Source organism: Serratia proteamaculans (assembly GCF_946227095.1).
In the GTDB taxonomy this organism is placed as follows: Bacteria; Pseudomonadota; Gammaproteobacteria; order Enterobacterales; family Enterobacteriaceae; genus Serratia; species Serratia proteamaculans_E.
Map to the genome: position 1 here is coordinate 1 of NZ_CAMISV010000002.1, position 18,942 is coordinate 18,942.

The 18,942-nt window shown below is 55.6% G+C and carries 14 protein-coding genes; 8 read left to right on the top strand and 6 right to left on the bottom strand.

What is annotated here, in order from left to right; translation table 11 throughout:
* Nucleotides 1–130: 130 nt before the first annotated feature.
* Nucleotides 131–574, bottom strand: a complete 444-nt coding sequence (locus OC597_RS03745; RefSeq protein ID WP_261284732.1) for a GNAT family N-acetyltransferase — start codon at nt 572–574, stop codon at nt 131–133.
* A 203-nt stretch (nt 575–777) separates the two neighbouring features.
* Here OC597_RS03745 and OC597_RS03750 point away from each other — a divergent pair, with 203 nt between their 5' ends.
* Nucleotides 778–2,025, top strand: coding sequence for an alginate lyase family protein (locus tag OC597_RS03750; RefSeq protein ID WP_262208072.1), 1,248 nt, complete (start codon nt 778–780; stop codon nt 2,023–2,025).
* Between the two features lies 1 nt (nt 2,026).
* Here the strand turns inward: OC597_RS03750 and nifJ are convergent, their stop codons facing one another.
* Complete coding sequence (nifJ, locus tag OC597_RS03755; RefSeq protein ID WP_262207562.1) at nt 2,027–5,560, bottom strand: pyruvate:ferredoxin (flavodoxin) oxidoreductase; 3,534 nt, start codon at nt 5,558–5,560, stop codon at nt 2,027–2,029.
* Nucleotides 5,561–5,811: 251 nt separating this feature from the next.
* Between nifJ and OC597_RS03760 the strand changes: the two genes are divergently transcribed.
* A complete protein-coding gene (locus OC597_RS03760; protein WP_261256741.1) occupies nt 5,812–6,144 on the top strand; it encodes an SMR family transporter in 333 nt (110 codons plus the stop codon).
* A 435-nt stretch (nt 6,145–6,579) separates the two neighbouring features.
* A complete protein-coding gene (locus OC597_RS03765; protein ID WP_099062916.1) occupies nt 6,580–6,840 on the top strand; it encodes a DUF333 domain-containing protein in 261 nt (86 codons plus the stop codon).
* A gap of 41 nt (nt 6,841–6,881) precedes the next feature.
* Here the strand turns inward: OC597_RS03765 and hslJ are convergent, their stop codons facing one another.
* Together hslJ and OC597_RS03775 are read right to left on the bottom strand one after the other, a co-directional pair.
* Entirely contained in the window at nt 6,882–7,310 is a 429-nt protein-coding gene (gene hslJ / locus OC597_RS03770; protein ID WP_085116989.1) for a heat shock protein HslJ, read from the bottom strand.
* A gap of 22 nt (nt 7,311–7,332) precedes the next feature.
* Nucleotides 7,333–8,325 (bottom strand): 2-hydroxyacid dehydrogenase, encoded by a 993-nt coding sequence (locus OC597_RS03775; protein WP_261256746.1) that lies wholly within the window; start codon nt 8,323–8,325, stop codon nt 7,333–7,335.
* A 539-nt stretch (nt 8,326–8,864) separates the two neighbouring features.
* Between OC597_RS03775 and OC597_RS03780 the strand changes: the two genes are divergently transcribed.
* Genes OC597_RS03780 through OC597_RS03790 form a run of 3 tightly spaced genes read left to right on the top strand, consistent with a single transcriptional unit; the run spans nt 8,865 to nt 12,003 of the window.
* A complete protein-coding gene (locus tag OC597_RS03780; RefSeq protein WP_262207569.1) occupies nt 8,865–11,477 on the top strand; it encodes a YdbH family protein in 2,613 nt (870 codons plus the stop codon).
* On the top strand, nt 11,474–11,671 hold the full coding sequence (locus tag OC597_RS03785) for a YnbE family lipoprotein (protein ID WP_085116986.1): 198 nt from the start codon (nt 11,474–11,476) through the stop codon (nt 11,669–11,671). The genes OC597_RS03780 and OC597_RS03785 overlap by 4 nt, the downstream gene beginning before the upstream one ends.
* An 8-nt stretch (nt 11,672–11,679) precedes the next feature.
* A complete protein-coding gene (locus OC597_RS03790; RefSeq protein WP_261284727.1) occupies nt 11,680–12,003 on the top strand; it encodes a YdbL family probable chaperone protein in 324 nt (107 codons plus the stop codon).
* Nucleotides 12,004–12,129: 126 nt separating this feature from the next.
* Here the strand turns inward: OC597_RS03790 and azoR are convergent, their stop codons facing one another.
* Nucleotides 12,130–12,735, bottom strand: coding sequence for an FMN-dependent NADH-azoreductase (gene azoR, locus OC597_RS03795; protein ID WP_261256751.1), 606 nt, complete (start codon nt 12,733–12,735; stop codon nt 12,130–12,132).
* A gap of 269 nt (nt 12,736–13,004) precedes the next feature.
* Between azoR and hrpA the strand changes: the two genes are divergently transcribed.
* Complete coding sequence (gene hrpA / locus OC597_RS03800; RefSeq protein ID WP_262207571.1) at nt 13,005–16,892, top strand: ATP-dependent RNA helicase HrpA; 3,888 nt, start codon at nt 13,005–13,007, stop codon at nt 16,890–16,892.
* Here hrpA and OC597_RS03805 read toward each other — a convergent pair.
* Nucleotides 16,870–18,018, bottom strand: coding sequence for a Bcr/CflA family efflux MFS transporter (locus tag OC597_RS03805; RefSeq protein ID WP_262207574.1), 1,149 nt, complete (start codon nt 18,016–18,018; stop codon nt 16,870–16,872). The two genes, hrpA and OC597_RS03805, sit on opposite strands and share 23 nt — an antisense overlap.
* Nucleotides 18,019–18,120: 102 nt before the next feature.
* On the opposite strand from OC597_RS03805, the gene OC597_RS03810 reads away from it, so the two are divergent.
* The gene (locus OC597_RS03810) at nt 18,121–18,939 is read left to right on the top strand and encodes an AraC family transcriptional regulator (RefSeq protein WP_261284724.1); all 819 of its coding nucleotides are present in this window, start codon (nt 18,121–18,123) and stop codon (nt 18,937–18,939) included.
* Nucleotides 18,940–18,942 lie beyond the last annotated feature (3 nt).

Below are 18,942 nucleotides of genomic sequence, written 5' to 3' on the forward strand. Positions count from 1 at the left end.
CCAGGCAGCTCAACGATAGGCCAAGAAAAACGCTAGACTATGAATCACCCGCAGAGCGTTTTAACCAATGTGTTGCGTCCATCAGTTGAACTCACAGCCAGAAGCGGACATATACATTGATTGCAGTGAATTAAACTCTAAGATTTTTTTTCTCTAATCTGATATCAACATCATTAATATACGTTTCATTACCCCAGCCGAGATGCCTGTAAAATTTCGCAGCACGACTATTCTTATCGGTTTCCAGCCAGGCTATATCATGGTGTTTGAATAACTCTTGCTCAGCTGCCATAACAAGCCTACGTCCTGCTCCTTTACTTTCATATTCCGGGAGAACAAACGCGGCAAATAGGCAGCCTTCGTCCGGCAAAATCATTGAGAAACCGATAATTTTTTCGTTCTCAACCGCAACCCAAGTGCAACTGCTCTTATGAATCAAATCGGCCACTATGCTTTCAGTGATCCCCATCTGCCGCATTTCTTCGCGACTAAGATGATTTTCAATAACCGAAGTTCTAACTTCGAAAATACTATCTACATCTGAAACTAATGCTTGTCTTATATTTATACTCATTATGTCTGTCCCATGCATGATAAAAATAAAGCTATATAACAGTGCCTAACATATCATTTTTAGATAGGCACTATGAGTGGTATTCATTAATATTGTGAATTGCGAAGCCAGTAAAATTCTGCTTTGAAAAGGTACTTACCTTTGGCGTTAAAAATGGGCAGGATAACCGCAGTCACCGCTGATCATAATGGGGAACCCGTTTGATGATATGCACCCGCTTGCGAGCCGCCTTTTTGCTTTGTCTGATGCCGTTGGCTGCCAATGCTGCGGAGTGCTGTATTTTCTTGCAGCAGCCGCAGTTGTTACAGGTAAAAGCGCATCTTCAGGGAGATGCTAACTATCAAAGCCTGATGCGCGATGCCGATAGCCTGCTGCCAAAACCCTTACTCAGCGTCACCGATAAGGGCCTGACGCCACCCAGCGGCGACAAGCACGACTATCTGAGCCTGGGAGCCTATTGGTGGCCGGATAGCCGTCAACCCAATGGGCTGCCCTGGGTTCGCCATGATGGGAAAGTGAATCCGGCCAGTAAGAATGAGCAAAGTGACGGCGTGCGTTTGGCCGAATTCACCCAGCGAGTACAGACTCTGGCGTTGGCGGGTTATTTCTCCGGTCAGCGGCGCTACAGCGATCGGGCCATTGCGCTGATCCGTACCTGGTTTATCAACCCGCAAACGCGGATGAACCCAAATCTCAACTACGCCCAGGGTATTCCGGGACGCGACAGTGGCCGTGGTAACGGTATTCTGGATGGGCGCTATTTTGCCACTCGTATTGTCGACAGCCTGTTATTGCTGCAGCAAACACCGGGCTGGACGGCGCATGATGAAAGCCAGATGCGGCAATGGTTTGGCCGTTATCTCGATGGGTTGTTGCACGGTCCCGCCGGCAAGCAGGAGGCTGCCGCGAAGAATAATCATGGCAGTTGGTATGCACTACAGATAGCAGGGATTGCCGCCTGGCTAGGGCGCGATGAGGTCGTGCGCGACATGGCGATACTGATGCAGCAAAAGCTGGACTTGCAGCTTGCTGCCGATGGCTCGCAGCCGCAGGAGTTGCTGCGCACCCGGTCGTTCCATTACAGCTACTTTAACTTGCAGGCGCTGGTACTGGTGGCCGGTTTGGCGCAACGACAGGGGATTGATCTCTGGCACTACCGAACGGAACAAGGCAGTTCATTGTTGGCAGCGCTGGATTTTATGGCGCCCTATGTTGATGCGGCGCATCCATGGCCTTATCCGAGTCTGGATCGGGTTGGGGTTCGCATCGTTCCATTGCTGATCCAGGCTGACAGCATGCTGAAAACCACGCGTTATCAGGCGGTGATTGAAAAGGCGCAATTTAATGCGGCGCAATGGCAGGGGAAGGCGAACTATGTACGGGGGGCGGTAAAAGAAGCGCAGCGGCAAAGTTGGCTGGAAGCGGGGCGCGAACCGGTCGCGCCCCGATGAGTTACTCGGCGGAGGTTTTTTCCCCTTTACCGGCCAGCAGGCTGAGGAAGTCGTATTTCTCCTTCAGCTCTTTCTCTGCCGCCTGATACAGCGCGCTGGCGACCTCCGGCTGCTGCGAGTTCAGGCGACGGAAGCGCTGTTCTTTCAGCAGCGTTTCGGTCAGGTTGCTGTTTGGCGGTCGGGAGTCCAACGCTAATGCCGGTTTGCCTTCATCAGCGCGGCGCGGATCGAAGCGGTACAACGGCCAGAAACCAGTAGCGGTCAATTGTTTCATCTGGTCGTGGCTGAGCGCCAGATCGTAACCGTGTTCTTCACAGGGGCTGTAGGCGATAATCAGCGACGGGCCCGGGTAGGCCTCGGCTTCCTGGATCGCTTTCACCGTCTGATTGAGCTGCGCGCCCAGCGAGATCTGCGCCACATACACATGGCCGTACATCATCATGCTGACGCCCAGATCCTTGCGCGCCTTGCGCTTGCCGTGCTCACCGAACTTGGTGACTGCGCCCAGCGGGGTGGCTTTCGACTGTTGGCCCCCGGTGTTGGAGTAGCATTGGGTATCCAATACCAGCACGTTGACGTTCTCTGTCAGGCTGAGGACGTGATCCAACCCACCAAACCCGATGTCGTAAGCCCAACCGTCACCCCCAATCAGCCAAATGGATTTATCCACCAGATAATCGGCGTCGGTCGCCAGTTGACGAGCGTCGTTACCTTCGATCTGTGCCAGCAGGCTGCGCAGTTCCGCGATCTGTTTGCGGCGAGGTTCCGGCGCGATCTCCTCCATCTGCAGAGCATTAACCAGCTGTGCCGGCAACTGCGGTGCCAAAGTATTCAGCAGGCGCAATACGCGGCTGCGGTGCTGGTCAACCGTCAGGCGGAAACCCAGACCGAATTCGGCGTTGTCCTCAAACAGCGAGTTGGCCCAGGCCGGTCCACGCCCTTCGGCATTGGTGGTGTAAGGCGTGGTGGGCAGGTTACCGCCGTAAATGGATGAGCAGCCGGTGGCGTTGGCAATCAGCAACCGGTCGCCATAAAGCTGGGTCAGCAGCTTGATGTACGGCGTTTCTCCGCAGCCGGAACAAGCACCGGAGTATTCGAACAACGGTGAGATCAACTGTGAGGTACGAATGTCGATCCGCTCGATCTGCGCCGGATCAATCTCCGGCAGTTGCAGGAAGAAGTCGTAGTGTTCCTTTTCTACGGCCAGATGATCCAGCCGTGGTGCCATATTGATCGCCTTGATGTCCGGGTTCTGGCGGTCTTTCGCCGGGCACACCTCAACGCACAGGTTGCAGCCGGTACAATCTTCCGGAGCCACCTGCAGCACGTATTTTTGGCCGCGCATATCTCGCGCCTTCACATCCAGCGACTGCAGCGAGGCAGGGGCATGCTCCATCGCCTCCGGCTGCACCACTTTGGCGCGAATGGCGGAGTGTGGGCAGGCGGCAACGCAGTGGTTGCACTGGGTACACAGGTCCGGTTGCCAGATCGGGATCGCTTCGGCGATATTGCGTTTTTCCCACTGGGTGGTGCCCACCGGCCAGGTGCCGTCCGGCGGGAAGGCCGATACCGGCAGTGCATCACCCAGCCCGGCCAGCATCGCGGCAGTGACGGTTTTAACAAAGTCGGGGGCAGCATCGGAAACCACCGGCGGCCGCATTGGGCTGCTGTCGTTAACCGGCTGCAGCGGGATCTCAATCAGCGCCTCTAGCGTGGCGGCCAGTGCCTGCCAGTTGCGTTCGACGATATCCTGGCCTTTGCTGCTGTAACTGCGGGCAATGGCGTCCTGCAACTGTTGCAACGCCACTTCACCCGGCAGAATTTGGGTCAGGTGGAAAAACGCCATCTGCATCACGGTATTGATGCGCGCACCGAGCCGACATTCACGCGCCAGTTTTGCGGCGTTGATGATATAAAAACGCGCCTGACGCTGTAGCAGCACGGCCTGCACTTCTTGCGGCAGCCGCGACCACGCCTCTTCGGCACCGTACGGCGTGTTGAGCAGGAAGATACCGCCGGGTTTCAGGCGTTCTGCCATCTGGTAGGTATCGATAAACTGCAACTGGTGGCAGCCGATAAAATCGGCACGGCTGACCAGATAGGCTGAGTTAATCGGCTGCTCGCTGACGCGCAGATGCGACACCGTCAGGCCACCGGCCTTTTTCGAGTCGTAGACAAAATAGCCCTGGGCGTACAGTGGCGTACTGTTGCCGATGATTTTGATGTTGTTCTTGGTGGCGGAAACCGAACCGTCGCTGCCCAGGCCGTAGAACAACGCTTCCAACGAGGCGCGTTGCGGCAGGGTTTCTCCGCTGAGCGGCAGAGAAAGGCCGGTCACATCGTCAAAAATACCGACGGTAAAGCGCGGGCGCGGTTTGTCCAGCGTCAGTTCGTTAAACACCGCCAGCGCACAGTCTGGCCCGAACTCTTTCGAGGACAGCCCATAACGGCCACCGATCACCATCGGCATATGGGCGCGCTCGCCACGGCTGAAGGCTTCGGCCAGTGCGGTCATCACGTCCAGATACAGCGGTTCCGCCAGTGCCCCCGGCTCTTTGGTGCGGTCCAGCACGGCGATTTTCTTGGCGCTCTCCGGCAGCACGCTGAGCAGATATTGTGCGGAGAATGGCCGGAACAGTCGCACTTTCAGTACGCCGACTTTTTCGCCACGGGTCAGCAGGGCGTCGATCGCTTCTTCGCAGGTACCGATAGCGGAACCCATCAGGATCACCACGCGCTCGGCCTGCGGATGGCCGTAGTATTCAAAAGGCTGATAGGCCCGGCCGGTGATCTGGGCAAACTTGTCCATCGCATCAATCACGTGCCGGCTGGCCGCGTCGTACCAGGGGTTGGTCGCTTCACGCGACTGGAAATAGGTGTCCGGGTTAGCGGAAGTACCGCGCACCACCGGATGGTCTGGCGACAGCGCGCGGCTGCGGTGCGCATCAATCGCCTCCTGAGGCAGCATCTGGCGCAGGGTATCGTCGCTCAGGGGGACGATTTTATTGATTTCATGCGAGGTGCGGAAACCATCAAAAAAGTGAATGAACGGCAGGCGACTGTTGAGGCTCGCCGTTTGAGAAATCAATGCAAAGTCCTGCGCTTCCTGTACGTTACTGGCGCACAACATGGCGCAGCCGGTCTGGCGTACCGCCATCACATCGGAATGATCGCCGAAAATCGACAGGGCATGGGTGGCGATGGTGCGCGCGGCGACGTGCAGGACAAACGGCGTCAGCTCACCGGCCAGTTTGTACAGCGTCGGGATCATCAGCAGCAGGCCCTGCGATGAGGTAAATGAGGTCGACAACGCACCGGTCTGCAACGCACCGTGCACCGTGGCAATCGCTCCGCCTTCCGACTGCATTTCCACCACTCGCGGTACGTCTCCCCAGATGTTTTGACGCCCGTCGCCGGACCAGGCATCCGCCTGTTCCGCCATGGTCGAACTGGGGGTGATCGGGTAGATGGCAATCACTTCGCTGGCGCGATAGGCGACAGAAGCGACTGCATTATTACCATCTGTAGTAATCATTCGACTTTACCTTTCATTGCTCAAAAAGCTGCAAAAGTCACCTCTCGCAGTAATTAACAAAGTCTAGCAGAGGGATATATTGGCCCTTTATCGCGTTTGTGTGGCGGAGCAAAAATCGACAAAATTTGCTGTAAGCTGATATTTCCTGAATTAAAACCGCGCGGTAACGAAGAATTGTTGCGGTTGTTTAACGACAATTTATTTCCGGCACGTCATACTGTTGAACAGGTGAACTTAGAGAAGAAAAAACGATGAGCGGATTTATGTATTTGACCATGGCGATTGTGGCGGAGGTCATCGCCACCACCATGCTGAAAGCCTCTGAAGGCTTTACCCGTCTGTGGCCGTCACTGGTGGTGGTGGTCGGTTACGCGGTCGCTTTTTGGGGGCTGTCTATGGTGGTTAAAACCATGCCACTGGGCATTGTCTATGCAATCTGGTCGGGCATGGGGATTGTTCTGGTGTCGATAGCGGCAGTATTTATTTATCAGCAAAAGCTGGATCTGCCAGCGATGTTTGGCATGGGGTTAATTATTGCCGGCGTACTGGTGATTAATTTACTGTCGAAAACAGCGGCGCACTAATTGTTATTTTAAAGTGAAAGCAGCCAGCGTGACATTCAGTGGCGCTGGCTGAATGACGCAGAAATAATAACTAAAAATAATGAGTTAGTTATATCCACTCAGTAACAAAACAGGTGCTGTTTTTTTACTATTGTCTGACTATTCCTAACCCGTCTGCTGCTGCTCAATCCCTCCTTCAAACCGGCTAGTGCTCCCTGCGTTCAGACCCTGCTGTGGCTGCTCAGTGCCCCGGATGAAAACGCCGGCAACCCTAATAAAGATCACAGTGTTCAAATGAACGCCAAATAATTGCAGGAATATATTTTCATTATTTATATATCAGGCTAGATTAAACAGGTTTGCATCAAAGATAACAAAACGTGTCCGCATAAAGTGATGCGAGTTATCAGCAATGGCGATTTTACACAGCGTAGTTCCGGGTTCAGGAGTGGAATAATGACGACATCAAAATGGTTGCTGGCCAGCGCCGTACTGCTTTTGGCCGCATGCAGCAGCAAGAATGAAGAGCCAGTGCAGCAGGGCAACAGTGCCAGAATCAATACCTTACAGACCAGCGCGAACTGCGCCAGCGTGGGCGGCACCACAACCGTGGCCCACAATTTAAACGGTGAGGCAGTAAGAATGTGCCAGATGCCGAACGGCAAGCAGTGTGAAGAATGGACCCTGGGTCAGGGAGCCTGCTCAACCGCCGGGTAAGCAGAAAGGAACACCAGGCCGCCAGGCCTGGTGAACAAGGATCACTGCACCCAGTCTCGCTGGGTATAGACCAGGACGTGGCCGCTGCCGCTCAGCGTTAACTGCTGAGCGCTAAGGGCGACTTTCGCCCCTTTAGCCAGTACGTCGCCAATCACCCAGTCCCACTGGTTGAGTTGCGGATCAGAACAGGCCATACGGGTAGAAGCCAGCCCCGGCACGGTTAACACGCCATCCTGCAATTGACCGCTACCGAAGAAGTGGTTACACATGGCGCCGGAAATATGCATTTTCTCACCGAACTCAAGGTTGGGTCCGTTACCGGGACGTGACTTCACCGCCACGCCGTCGACGCTTTGCAGCGCAAAATTATGATGCAACAGGTCGCTTTCGGTCACCGTTTTACCATTCTGGCTCATTCCACACCCCGCTAACAGCAGCGCCGTTAACGCCACTGAGATGGACTTCTTCATGTTTTCTTCCTTGCTAAAATCATCAGGCATTGAGCTGATTAGGGCAGTTCTCACCGCGATCCAATTGGTTAATGTTTTTCAACGTGGTTTCCGAGATGCTGGTCAGCGCCTCTTCGGTCAGGAAAGCCTGATGACCGGTGAACAACACATTATGGCAGGCTGACAGGCGACGGAAGATATCGTCCTGGATCACGTCATTCGACTTGTCTTCGAAGAACAGGTCGCGCTCATTCTCATACACGTCCATCCCCAGAGCGCCGATTTTCTGCTGCTTCAGGGCGTCAATGGCCGCTGAGGAGTCAATCAGAGCGCCACGGCTGGTGTTGATGATCATCACACCGTCTTTCATCACCGCAAAAGCGTCGCTGTCCAGCAGGTGGTGGTTCTCCGGCGTCAGCGGGCAGTGCAGGGTGATCACGTCAGACTGCGCGTACAGCGTTTTCAGATCGACATATTCGGCACCCAGCTCCAGTGCTTGCTCGCTTGGGTACGGATCATAAGCCAATAGCTTCATGCCGAACCCTTTCAGGATCCGCATGGTGGCGATGCCAATTTTACCGGTGCCAATCACCCCGGCGGTGCGATTATGCATGTTGAAGCCGATCAGCCCCTCGAGCGAAAAATTGGCATCACGGGTGCGTTGATAAGCGCGGTGAATACGGCGGTTAAGGCACATCATCATCCCCACGGCGTGTTCAGCGACCGCTTCCGGCGAGTAGGCCGGCACGCGCACGACCTTGATGCCCAATTCTTTAGCCGCGTCCAAATCCACATTATTGAAGCCGGCGCAGCGCAGGGCCAGTATTTCAACGCCCAATGCCGCCAGCTCTTCGAGGACTTCGCGGCTGCCGTCGTCATTGACGAAGATGCAGATCGCTTTGCAACCGGCGGCGTTTTTGGCGGTTCTTTTACTGAGCAGGAAGTCAAAGAACTCCAGCTCGTAGCCAAACTGCTGATTCACCAGTTCGAGATATTTACGGTCATATTGTTTAGTGCTGTATATCGCCAGTTTCATCGTGGTTTCTCCAGCTTGATTTTGTGATCAATTTAACAGATTTTAGTAAATTCTACAATTGGTTAGCCTGTTTCGGTAACGCTAAAAACGGGTAAGCGATATCAATAGGGGCGGTATCCATTAAGGGTAGTTGGCGACGCTGGAGCGTGGCGGATATTCGTGGCGAGTATGAGGGATGAGTTAACTTTGTTGGTCAGAGCCAAAAAAAATCCCCACGGGGGTGTGGGGAATGGCTTCTCTAGTATAGTTAGCTAGTAGCTGACTTTTGTTAGAATGCTTGCAAGACTATTAATGATCAAATCTAACGACAATAACAAAAGTCTGAAACAGGTCACATTCATGTGATGAATATGTAACTAAAGCTTACAGCATCCGCATCAATGGCTATAAAAGCCCCTGTCCGGGGCATCTTCTTCGGTCTCGGCTTCACCCTATGTCAAATTCATGCCATCATTATTGCCAATTCAGGCATAGACTTAGCCTAAACGGCCTTTAGCCCGGGTAAAGGGCGCCTAACTCAGGAATGAAACAATCATTTAATGACTAAGCGATTGAAAGTATTCATAGGGATTGTGGTGAGTATGCTGATCCTGCTGCTGGCGCTGTGGCAAACTCTGCCGCGCTGGCTGCCGCGAGTACTCTCGCACTGGTTGCCGCAGGGCAGTCAGTTGGTTTTGCAGGGCAAACTACAGTGGCGGCAAGGAGCCTTGCAGTTGGATGGCGCCCGTTTTTTAGCCCAGGATTGTTTACTTGCCGCCGTCGGCCCAACCCGATTGGCTTATCAGCAGGGCCGCTGGCAACTCGTCAGCGACAAGCTGAACGTCGATAGCGCCTGTTTATCAAAATTGCCCGCCGGTGACGACAACAGTGCGCCTTTGGCGCTAGACCAATTGCAAAAACAACTGCCGCTGCTGGATATCACCATCAAGGATCTCTCGGTGCTGCCATGGCAGTACTACGCCGGTAAACTGCAGGTACATGCCACCACAGAAGGCCAGCGTCTTCAGTATCAGGGCCCCAACATCAGCGTCGACGCGCTGTTGGATCCCCATCAGCAACTGACCCTGAACAGCCTGACGCTCAAGGCGCCAAACAGCCCACAGCCGCTACACCTGACCGGCAAGATTGCCATTCCGCTGGATTTGGACAGCATGCCGACGCAAGGGGCGCTGCAGGGCGAGATACAGACTGCCTATCTGGAAAAACCTTTGCTGCTGGACATGCGCTGGCAACAGCAACAGGGGGTGCTGACGCTGACGGAAAAAGGGGCAGATAAACCGCTGGCAAGCTTGCCGTGGGAAATCAACCCGCAGCAGGTCAGTATTAAACAGGGTGAGTGGCGTTGGCCGTACAGCCAGCAACCGCTTAACGGCGGCCTGAGTATTGCGCTACATGACTGGAGCAAAGGCTTTGATGAAACCCAGATTAGCGCCCGTTTAAACGTCATTACCGACGGCCACAACGGTAAAGGCAACGCGGTGTTGACGTTGGGGCCGGGCAAGGTTGGCCTGATCGACAGCGATTTACGCTTCCAACTGACCGGTCAGGCGAATCTGGCCGATTTTTCAATGACTGCCTCCATTCCCGGCATCATCAGTGGCACTATTCTTAACCCGACGCTGGTATTGCAGTCAGGTTCACTGCTGCGGCTGTGGGGCAACGCCACGCCGGAAATGAAACTGGAAGAGGCGCGGCTACCGCTGGCCGGTGTGAAAGTCACTGCCGCCGGTATTACCGGCCGTCTGCAGGCGATCATTAACGCCAGTGACAGCTACTGGGGCCGCTTTAAGCTGCATCTGGACGGCAAGGCACAGGACTTTTGGCCAGACCACGGCAACTGGCAATGGCGCTACTGGGGTAACGGTCAGTTGCCACCGCTGCAGGCCGCCTGGGACGTCGCCGGCAGCGGCAGTTGGCAAGATACCACCCTGGTGCTGGATCGCCTTTCTACCGGTTTTGATCAGTTGAAATACAGCATAGTGACGGTGGATGCGCCGCGCCTCAGCCTCAGCCAGCCGCTGCGCTGGCAGCGTGACCCGCAGGCACCGGCGTTCGATGGTGAACTGCAACTGGTCTCGGGCAAGGTCAGCTTCACCAACGGCGGTTACCTGCCGGCCCCTGTGCTGGCATTACAGCTCAAGGGCACGACGCCAGACAGCTTCCAGTTACAAGGCAAGCTGCAGGCAGAACAGATAGGGCCGATAGCCCTGCGGGGCCGTTGGGACGGCGAGCGTTTACGCGGAGAGGGCTGGTGGCCGAAACAATCGCTGAAAGTGTTCCAACCGCTGATCTCGCCGGATCTGAATATCAAACTGCGCGACGGTGAGTTTTATGCTCAGTCCGCCTTCTCCGCTGCCCGGGTACAGGGCTTTGAGGCCGGTGGTCACTGGGTGGTGAAAAATGGCGGCATGTGGCTGAAAGACGGCGAGATGAGCGGTCTGGACTTTGTGATGTCCTACCGACTGAAAAATCATCTGTGGCAGTTGGGGGCTAAGCAGCCGGTGACGTTACGCATCAAGTCATTCAGCAACCTGTTCGAAATGCAGAATATTAGCGCCGATCTTCAAGGTACCTATCCTTACAGCGAGCAGGCACCGCTGACGCTGAGCAACGTCGGGGTGGACGCGCTGAACGGCCGTATCAGCCTGTCAGCGCTGCGCATGCCACAGCACGATGCTGCGGTACTGAAACTGGATAAGGTCGATCTTAGCGCCTTGTTCACCGCGCTGAAGCCCAAACAGTTTGCCATGTCCGGGCGGGTGGACGGCGAGCTGCCGTTGTACCTGAATCACCCCAAATGGCTGGTGCACAACGGTTGGATCGCCAATGCCGGCATGCTGACGCTGCGGTTGGACAAGGATATGGCCGATGCCATCGGCAGTAATAATCTGGCCACCGGCGCGGCGATCGACTGGCTGCGCTATATGGAGATTAACCGCTCCAAGGCCAGGGTCGATCTGGACAATCTCGGTGAACTTACGCTGAAGGCGCGTATCGACGGGGTCAACCCGCAAAAAAGTGCCAAACGAGAGGTTATCCTGAACTATAGCCATCAGGAAAACGTGTTTCAGCTGTGGCGCAGTCTGCGCTTTGGCGACAATTTACAGGAGTGGCTGGAACAGGCCCTCTCAAAACCTGGGGAACAACCATGAAAATCATCAGCGGGCCATTGTTGGTCGCCGTGCTGGGCACCTCGATGCTGAGTGGCTGCGTGCCGCGTATTGAGGTCGCGACGCCTAAAGATCCGATCACCATCAACATGAACGTGAAGATCGAACATGAAATTCATATCAAGGTGGATAAGGACGTCGATAATCTGCTGAAAACCCAAAGCGGCCTTTTCTAGGAGCCAACATGAAAAAACGTTATTTAGGCTTGATGGGGGCCGGGTGGTTGTTCAGCAGCATGGCGATGGCGCTGACGTTGGATGAGGCCAAACAGCAGGGCCGCGTAGGGGAAACGCTCAGCGGTTATATCGCGCCGGTGAAGCAGGACGCCGAAACGCTGACGCTGGTGAAAAGCATTAATGCCGGTCGCACCGAAAAATACCAGCAAGTGGCGGACGGCAATCATATCGCCATCGACGATGTGGCGCGCATGGCTGGGCAGAAGCTGGTAACGCGAGCCGCGGCTGGAGAATACGTACGCGGTATTAACGGCCAGTGGCTGAAGAAATAAAAAAAGCGCGCCGTCAGGCGCGCAATAAAATACAGCATTGGATTTTTATGAGGGTAGAACAGGTGTGACAGGACTTGGGTCTTTCTGTTGTGGCTTCGCAGGGGCATCACACCCCTGCGAGGGACATCAGGCAGCAACCACCTGAGTCAGCACGGCCTTGGCATCGGCCTGCGCTTTGGTCGCGACATCCGGGCCGTAAGCGATGCCTTCAGCGAACACGAACTCAACGTCGGTGATGCCGATAAAGCCCAGGAACAGACGCAGATAAGGTTCAATCAGGTCAGTTGGGGTGTCTTTATGAATGCCGCCGCGGCTAGTCAGGATGATGGCACGTTTGCCTTTCACCAGGCCTTCCGGGCCGTTTTCGGTGTAACGGAAGGTCACGCCGGCACGGGCAATCAGGTCGAAATAGTTTTTCAGCTGAGTCGGGATGTTGAAGTTATACATCGGCGCCGCCATAACGATGGTGTCATTGGCCTGCAGCTCAGCGATCAGTTCATCAGACAAGGCCAGCGCTTCGGTCTGACGTGGTGTCAGCGGGGTATCGGAAGGACGCAGTGCACCCACCAGTTCGCCATCCAGTACCGGGATTGGCTGTGCAGCCAGGTCACGTACGGTGATGGTGTCGTTGCCATGAGCGTTTGCCCACTGTTCAACGAAGAAATCGGCCAGTTGATTAGACTGAGAGTAGCCCGCCAGGATGCTTGATTTGAGAACCAATACTTTGCTCATCGGTAATTCCTTACGTTATGACAGTGACATCAGGACGGTGCGTCCCTTGCATGCAGTACACTCTATTCACATTTTTCCAGCAGTGATAGCGCAATATTTCGAGGCCTTTGTTCGATTTTATTGAATGACCTGTTGGGCCATAAGCTGCGGGATTATGGGGAGAAAGCGGCTTGTGATATTCTGCGCGTCCAAAGCTAAAAACTGGCTAACCCATTACCAAACCGTTGCTAAAGCTTGATACAGCAGCGATGAAACAAGGAATACCGAACGTGAAATCTCCGCTCGCGGCATTGTCTGCCCAACTGGGCGAGCTGATGCTCCGTGATCAACAACGCCTGCAACGTCGGCTGCAGGGCGCACGAAAAATCAAAAATCCCGATGCTCTGTTGGCAGCTGCCGTTGAAATCGAAAGTGACATCGCGCTGGCGTTGAGCAAGGCGCAGTCTCGTGCCGCGAGTTGCCCAAAAATAACCTACCCGGCCAACCTGCCGGTCAGCCAGAAAAAACAGGATATTCTGCAGGCGATCCGTGACCACCAGGTGGTGATTGTCGCCGGTGAAACCGGTTCGGGTAAAACCACGCAGTTGCCGAAGATCTGTCTGGAGTTGGGGCGTGGGGTGAAAGGGCTGATCGGCCATACCCAGCCACGACGTCTGGCTGCGCGTACCGTGGCCAATCGCATTGCTGACGAGCTGGAAACCCCGTTGGGCGGCAGTGTCGGTTATAAGGTGCGTTTTCACGATCAGGTTGGGGAAAATACCCTGGTCAAGTTGATGACCGACGGCATCCTGCTGGCGGAAATTCAGCAGGACCGGCTGTTGATGCAGTACGACACGCTGATTATCGATGAGGCGCATGAACGTAGCCTGAACATCGATTTTATTCTCGGTTACCTGCGTGAGCTGCTGCCGAAACGCCCGGATCTGAAAGTTATCATCACCTCGGCAACCATTGATCCGCAGCGGTTTTCACGCCATTTCAATAATGCGCCGATTATCGAAGTTTCCGGCCGGACTTATCCGGTTGAGGTACGTTACCGTCCGGTGGTGGATGACGCCGAGGATACCGACCGCGATCAACTGCAGGCGATCTTCGATGCGGTAGACGAACTTGGCCGCGAAGGGCCGGGGGATATCCTGATCTTTATGAGCGGTGAGCGCGAAATCCGCGACACCGCCGACGCCTTGAACCGCCTGAATCTGCCGCATACCGAAGTCTTGCCGCTGTATGCGCGGCTGTCGAACAGCGAACAGAACCGGGTGTTCCAGTCGCACCACGGTCGGCGCATCGTGCTGGCGACCAACGTGGCGGAAACCTCACTGACCGTTCCTGGCATCAAGTATGTGATAGACCCGGGTACCGCGCGTATCAGCCGTTACAGCTTCCGTACCAAGGTACAGCGGCTGCCGATCGAACCGGTGTCGCAGGCCTCTGCCAATCAGCGTAAAGGTCGCTGTGGACGCGTGTCGGACGGTATTTGTATTCGCCTGTATGCGGAACAGGATTTTCTGTCGCGACCGGAGTTTACCGACCCGGAGATCCTGCGGACCAACCTGGCATCGGTGATCCTGCAGATGACCTCGCTTGGGCTGGGGGATATCGCCGCTTTCCCGTTTGTGGAGGCGCCGGACAAGCGCAATATTCTGGACGGCGTGCGCCTGCTGGAAGAGCTGGGTGCGATCAAAACGGCAGAGAACGGCCATTACCAGCTCACCGCGCAGGGCCGTCAACTGGCTCAGTTGCCGATCGACCCACGGCTGGCACGCATGGTGCTGGAAGCACAGAAGAGCGGTAGCGTACGTGAGGTGATGATCATCACCGCAGCGCTGTCGATCCAGGATCCGCGTGAACGGCCAATGGACAAACAGCAGGCGTCGGACGAAAAACACCGTCGCTTTGCCGACAAAGACTCGGATTTCCTGGCCTACGTGAACCTGTGGAACTGGCTGAAAGAGCAGCAAAAAGAGCACTCCTCCAGCCAGTTCCGCCGGCTGTGCCGCAATGACTTCCTGAACTATCTGCGGGTGCGCGAATGGCAGGATATCTACACCCAACTACGTCAGGTGGTGAAAGAGCTGGGGCTGCCGGTTAACAGCGAGCCTTCCGATTACCGCAGCGTGCATACTGCGCTGCTGACCGGGTTGCTGTCGCACATCGGCCAGAAAGATGCCGACAAGCAGGAGTTCACCGGTGCCCGCAACGCGCGTTTCTCGATCTTCCCGGGTTCCGGCCTGTTCAAGAAGCCGCCGAAGTGGACCATGGTGGCCGAACTGGTGGAAACCAGCCGCCTGTGGGGACGCATTGCCGCGCGCATCGAGCCGGAGTGGATAGAACCGCTGGCCCAGCATCTGGTGAAACACAGCTACAGTGAACCGCACTGGTCTAAATCCCAGGGAGCGGTGATGGCCAGCGAAAAAGTGACGTTGTTCGGGTTGCCGATTGTGGCTGCACGGGCGGTCAATTACAGCACCATCGATCCGCTGCTGTGCCGTGAGCTGTTTATTCGCCATGCGTTGGTGGAAGGTGACTGGCAGACGCGACATGCGTTCTTTGGCGCTAACCTCAAACTGCGTGCCGAAGTGGAAGAGCTGGAACATAAATCGCGTCGCCGTGACATTCTGGTGGACGACGAAACCCTGTTTGCCTTCTACGACCAGCGTATTCCGAACGATGTGGTGTCCGGACGCCATTTCGATAACTGGTGGAAAAACGCCGGTAAGCAAAATGCAGACCTGCTCAGCTTTGAAAAAGAAATGCTGATCAAAGACGGCGCTAACCAGGTCAGTGCGCTGGACTACCCGAATACCTGGTACCAGGATAACCTCAAGCTGCGCCTGAGCTACCAGTTTGAACCGGGCACCGACGCTGATGGCGTTACGGTACATATTCCGCTGCCTATTCTTAATCAGGTTGAGCAACAGGGCTTTGAATGGCAGATCCCGGGTATTCGCCGTGAACTGATCATAGCTCTGATCAAGTCGTTGCCGAAGCCGGTGCGCCGTAACTTTGTGCCGGCACCCAACTACACCGAGGCTTTCCTGGGGCGGGTGACCGCGTTGGAATTGCCGCTGCTGGATTCGCTGGAGCGAGAGTTACGCCGCATGACTGGCGTGACGGTGTCACGTGAGGACTGGCAATGGGATCAGGTGCCCGATCACCTCAAGATGACTTTCCGCGTGGTGGATGAAAAGCACAAAACCCTGCGTGAAGGCAAAGATCTGACGGCGCTGAAACTGCAGTTGAAGGACAAGGTACAGGAAACGCTGTCGGCGGTGGCGGACGATGGGCTGGAGCAAAGCAATCTGCATATCTGGAGCTTCGGTAAACTGCCGGCGTTTTATGAACAGAAACGCGGTGGCTATTCGATGAAGGCCTACCCGGCGCTGGTGGACGAAAAAGACAGCGTGGCGATCCGGCTGTTCGACAGTGAGCAAGAGCAGCAGCAGGCGATGTGGCAGGGTACGCGTCGCCTGCTGTTGCTGAATATTCCTTCGCCGGTCAAATATCTGCATGAAAAACTGCCTAATAAAGCCAAGCTGGGGCTGTATTTTAACCCCTATGGCAGGGTGCTGGATCTGATCGATGATTGTATCTCGTGCGGCATCGACAAACTGATTGCCGAACACGGTGGACCGGTGTGGCAGGAGGAAAACTTCGCCCGTCTGCAAGAACGGGTGCGTGGTGAACTGAACGAAACGGTGGTGGGTGTCGCCAAACAGGTCGAACAAATCCTGACGGCCGTATTCAACATCAACAAACGCCTGAAAGGCCGGGTTGATATCTCGTTGGCGCTGGCGCTGTCGGATGTCAAAACCCAGCTCGGTGCTTTGGTTTATCGTGGGTTCGTGACCAATAACGGCTGGAAACGCCTGCCGGATACGCTACGTTATCTGCAGGCGATTGAACGCCGGTTGGAGAAGCTGGCTATCGACCCGCACCGCGACCGCGCGCAAATGCTGCGGGTGGAACAGGTGCAGCAGGCCTGGCAGCAGTGGCTGAACAAGCTGCCGCCGAAACGCCTCCAGGATGACGAGGTGAAAGAGGTGCGCTGGATGATCGAAGAGCTGCGCGTCAGCCTGTTTGCTCAGCAACTGGGCACGCCTTATCCGATCTCGGACAAGCGCATCCTGCAGACTATCGAGCAGCTTTCGGGCTAGGTGACGCGCGCAGGCAGCTTGCGCAACCCAGGCACAGCAGGCTGCACACTAACAGCGTCGCGGCCAGGTTTTGCCCGCTGGCGGCCAGAGACAGCCCGGCGCCAATCAGCAGATAGTAGAGCAGGCCAAAGACTGCACCGGCGGTGCCCAAGCGCTGCCGGTAGCGGTTCAGCGCCTGGCTTAACACGTTGGGGATAGCCAATCCGAAGGCCAGGGTGATCAGCGTGCAGGGTAACAGCAGCATCAGGCTGTGTTGCCAGTAACCTAAAGCCAGTGCGGCACCGAATGCCAACAGACTGCCCAGCAGGATTTGTTTTTTTGCGCTGATGCCCTGAGCCAGCAGATAACGGTTCAACAGCGCGCCAAGCAGGCTGCCCAGTGCTAATGCCATGCCGGAGTAGCCGAACTGTTGGCTACTCAACCCCAATTGTTCGAACATGAACGGGGCCAGGCTGAAGTAGCTGAACACCATGATATTAAAGCCTGCGACCAATAACGCGGAGTACCAGATCTGTCGGTCGCGCAGAATATCCCAGCCACTGCCTGGGGTGGTGACCTCCACGGAGAGTGTTGCCGGTTTCGTTTCCGGCAGGGCACGCCAACACCAAATCAACAGAACCAGTGCCAGCAGCCACTGGGCGGCGAATATGGCCATGCTGCCTCCCCAGCCGACGACTGTCCCACCAACCAACATGCCCAGTACCGGGCTGACTGACAGGGCGATGCCGAGGGTCGAAAATACTTTTCCCAACGACTGTCCCTGATAAACATCGCGCAGCATGGTTTGCGTCACTATGGAGCCGACCGCTGCACCAAAAGCGACGACAGCACGTGCGACCAGCAACAGCGTAAAATTCTGACTAAGCAGGGCCATCACTGCGCCGATGAGATAGATCGTCAAACCTGCCAGCATGGTGACTCTGCGGCCAAAGCGATCGCACATGACACCCCAAATGGCGACGCCGCAGGCAAAAGCAAAGAAATAGATCGACAGCGTTTGGCTGGCCTGGGCGGCGCTGACGTTGTAATCGGTACGTATTGCCGTGAGCGCAGGGCTGTAGAGGGTTTCGAGCACCTGGGGAGCCATGATGGTGGCTACCATCAACGGTAGGGGTAAACGTGACATGGGAATTAACCTTGATGGGTGAAGAATCGCGCCAGTATAGGGAAATGCCAAAGGTTCGATTACAATCATAAGGACAAAAAACAATGAAAAAAGGACGGTGTGATGGCGTTGATCGACCAACGGGAGAGTTTTGACCCGGACGCCTGGCCGGCACCGGTATTGGGGGTCGCAGCGGAGTTAGTCAGAGGGCATGATTCTGAAGAACATTTGCATCGCCGTGCTCAGTTACTCTATGCCCCGCGTGGCTGTATGACGGTAACGCTTGCCGATCGGTGGTTGATCTTACCGCCCACGCGCTGCCTGTGGATCCCCGGTGGCATACCCCATCGGGTTCAACTCCGCGGTCAGGTCGCCTATCGTTCGATCTGGCTTGAGCCGTCGTTGGTCTGCGCTATGGCGCAAGAATGTGCGGTGCTGGCAGTTAATCCCTTACTGGCGGCGATGATTGACCGTATTGCCTATTGGCCATTCAATCAGGCTGTTGAGCATCGGACGGCGCGCGATCTGCTGCCGGTGTTGGTGAATGAGCTGCATGCGGCACGGCTGGAGAATACCGGCCTGAAGTTACCCCATGACCGGCGTTTGGCCCACTGGCTGGAGGAACTTGATCGGCGGGATGAACTGCCGGGATTGGCGGTATTGGCGCAGGATCTGAACCTGCATGCCAAAACGCTGACGCGCATTTTTCAGCGCGAGAGCGGATTGAGTTATCAACAGTGGAGCCAGCAATGGCGATTGATGCGGGCGATTGAACTGTTGGCGGAGATGCCTTCAGTCAGTTCGGTAGCCCAACGCCTGGGGTTTTCCAGCGATAGCGCTTTCATAGCGTTTTTCCGTCAGTTTACCGCTACCACACCCAGGCGCTTTATGGTGGGAGAATTGCCTACTGAGCCCGGCGCGGGATCCCACGCCGGAACATAACGA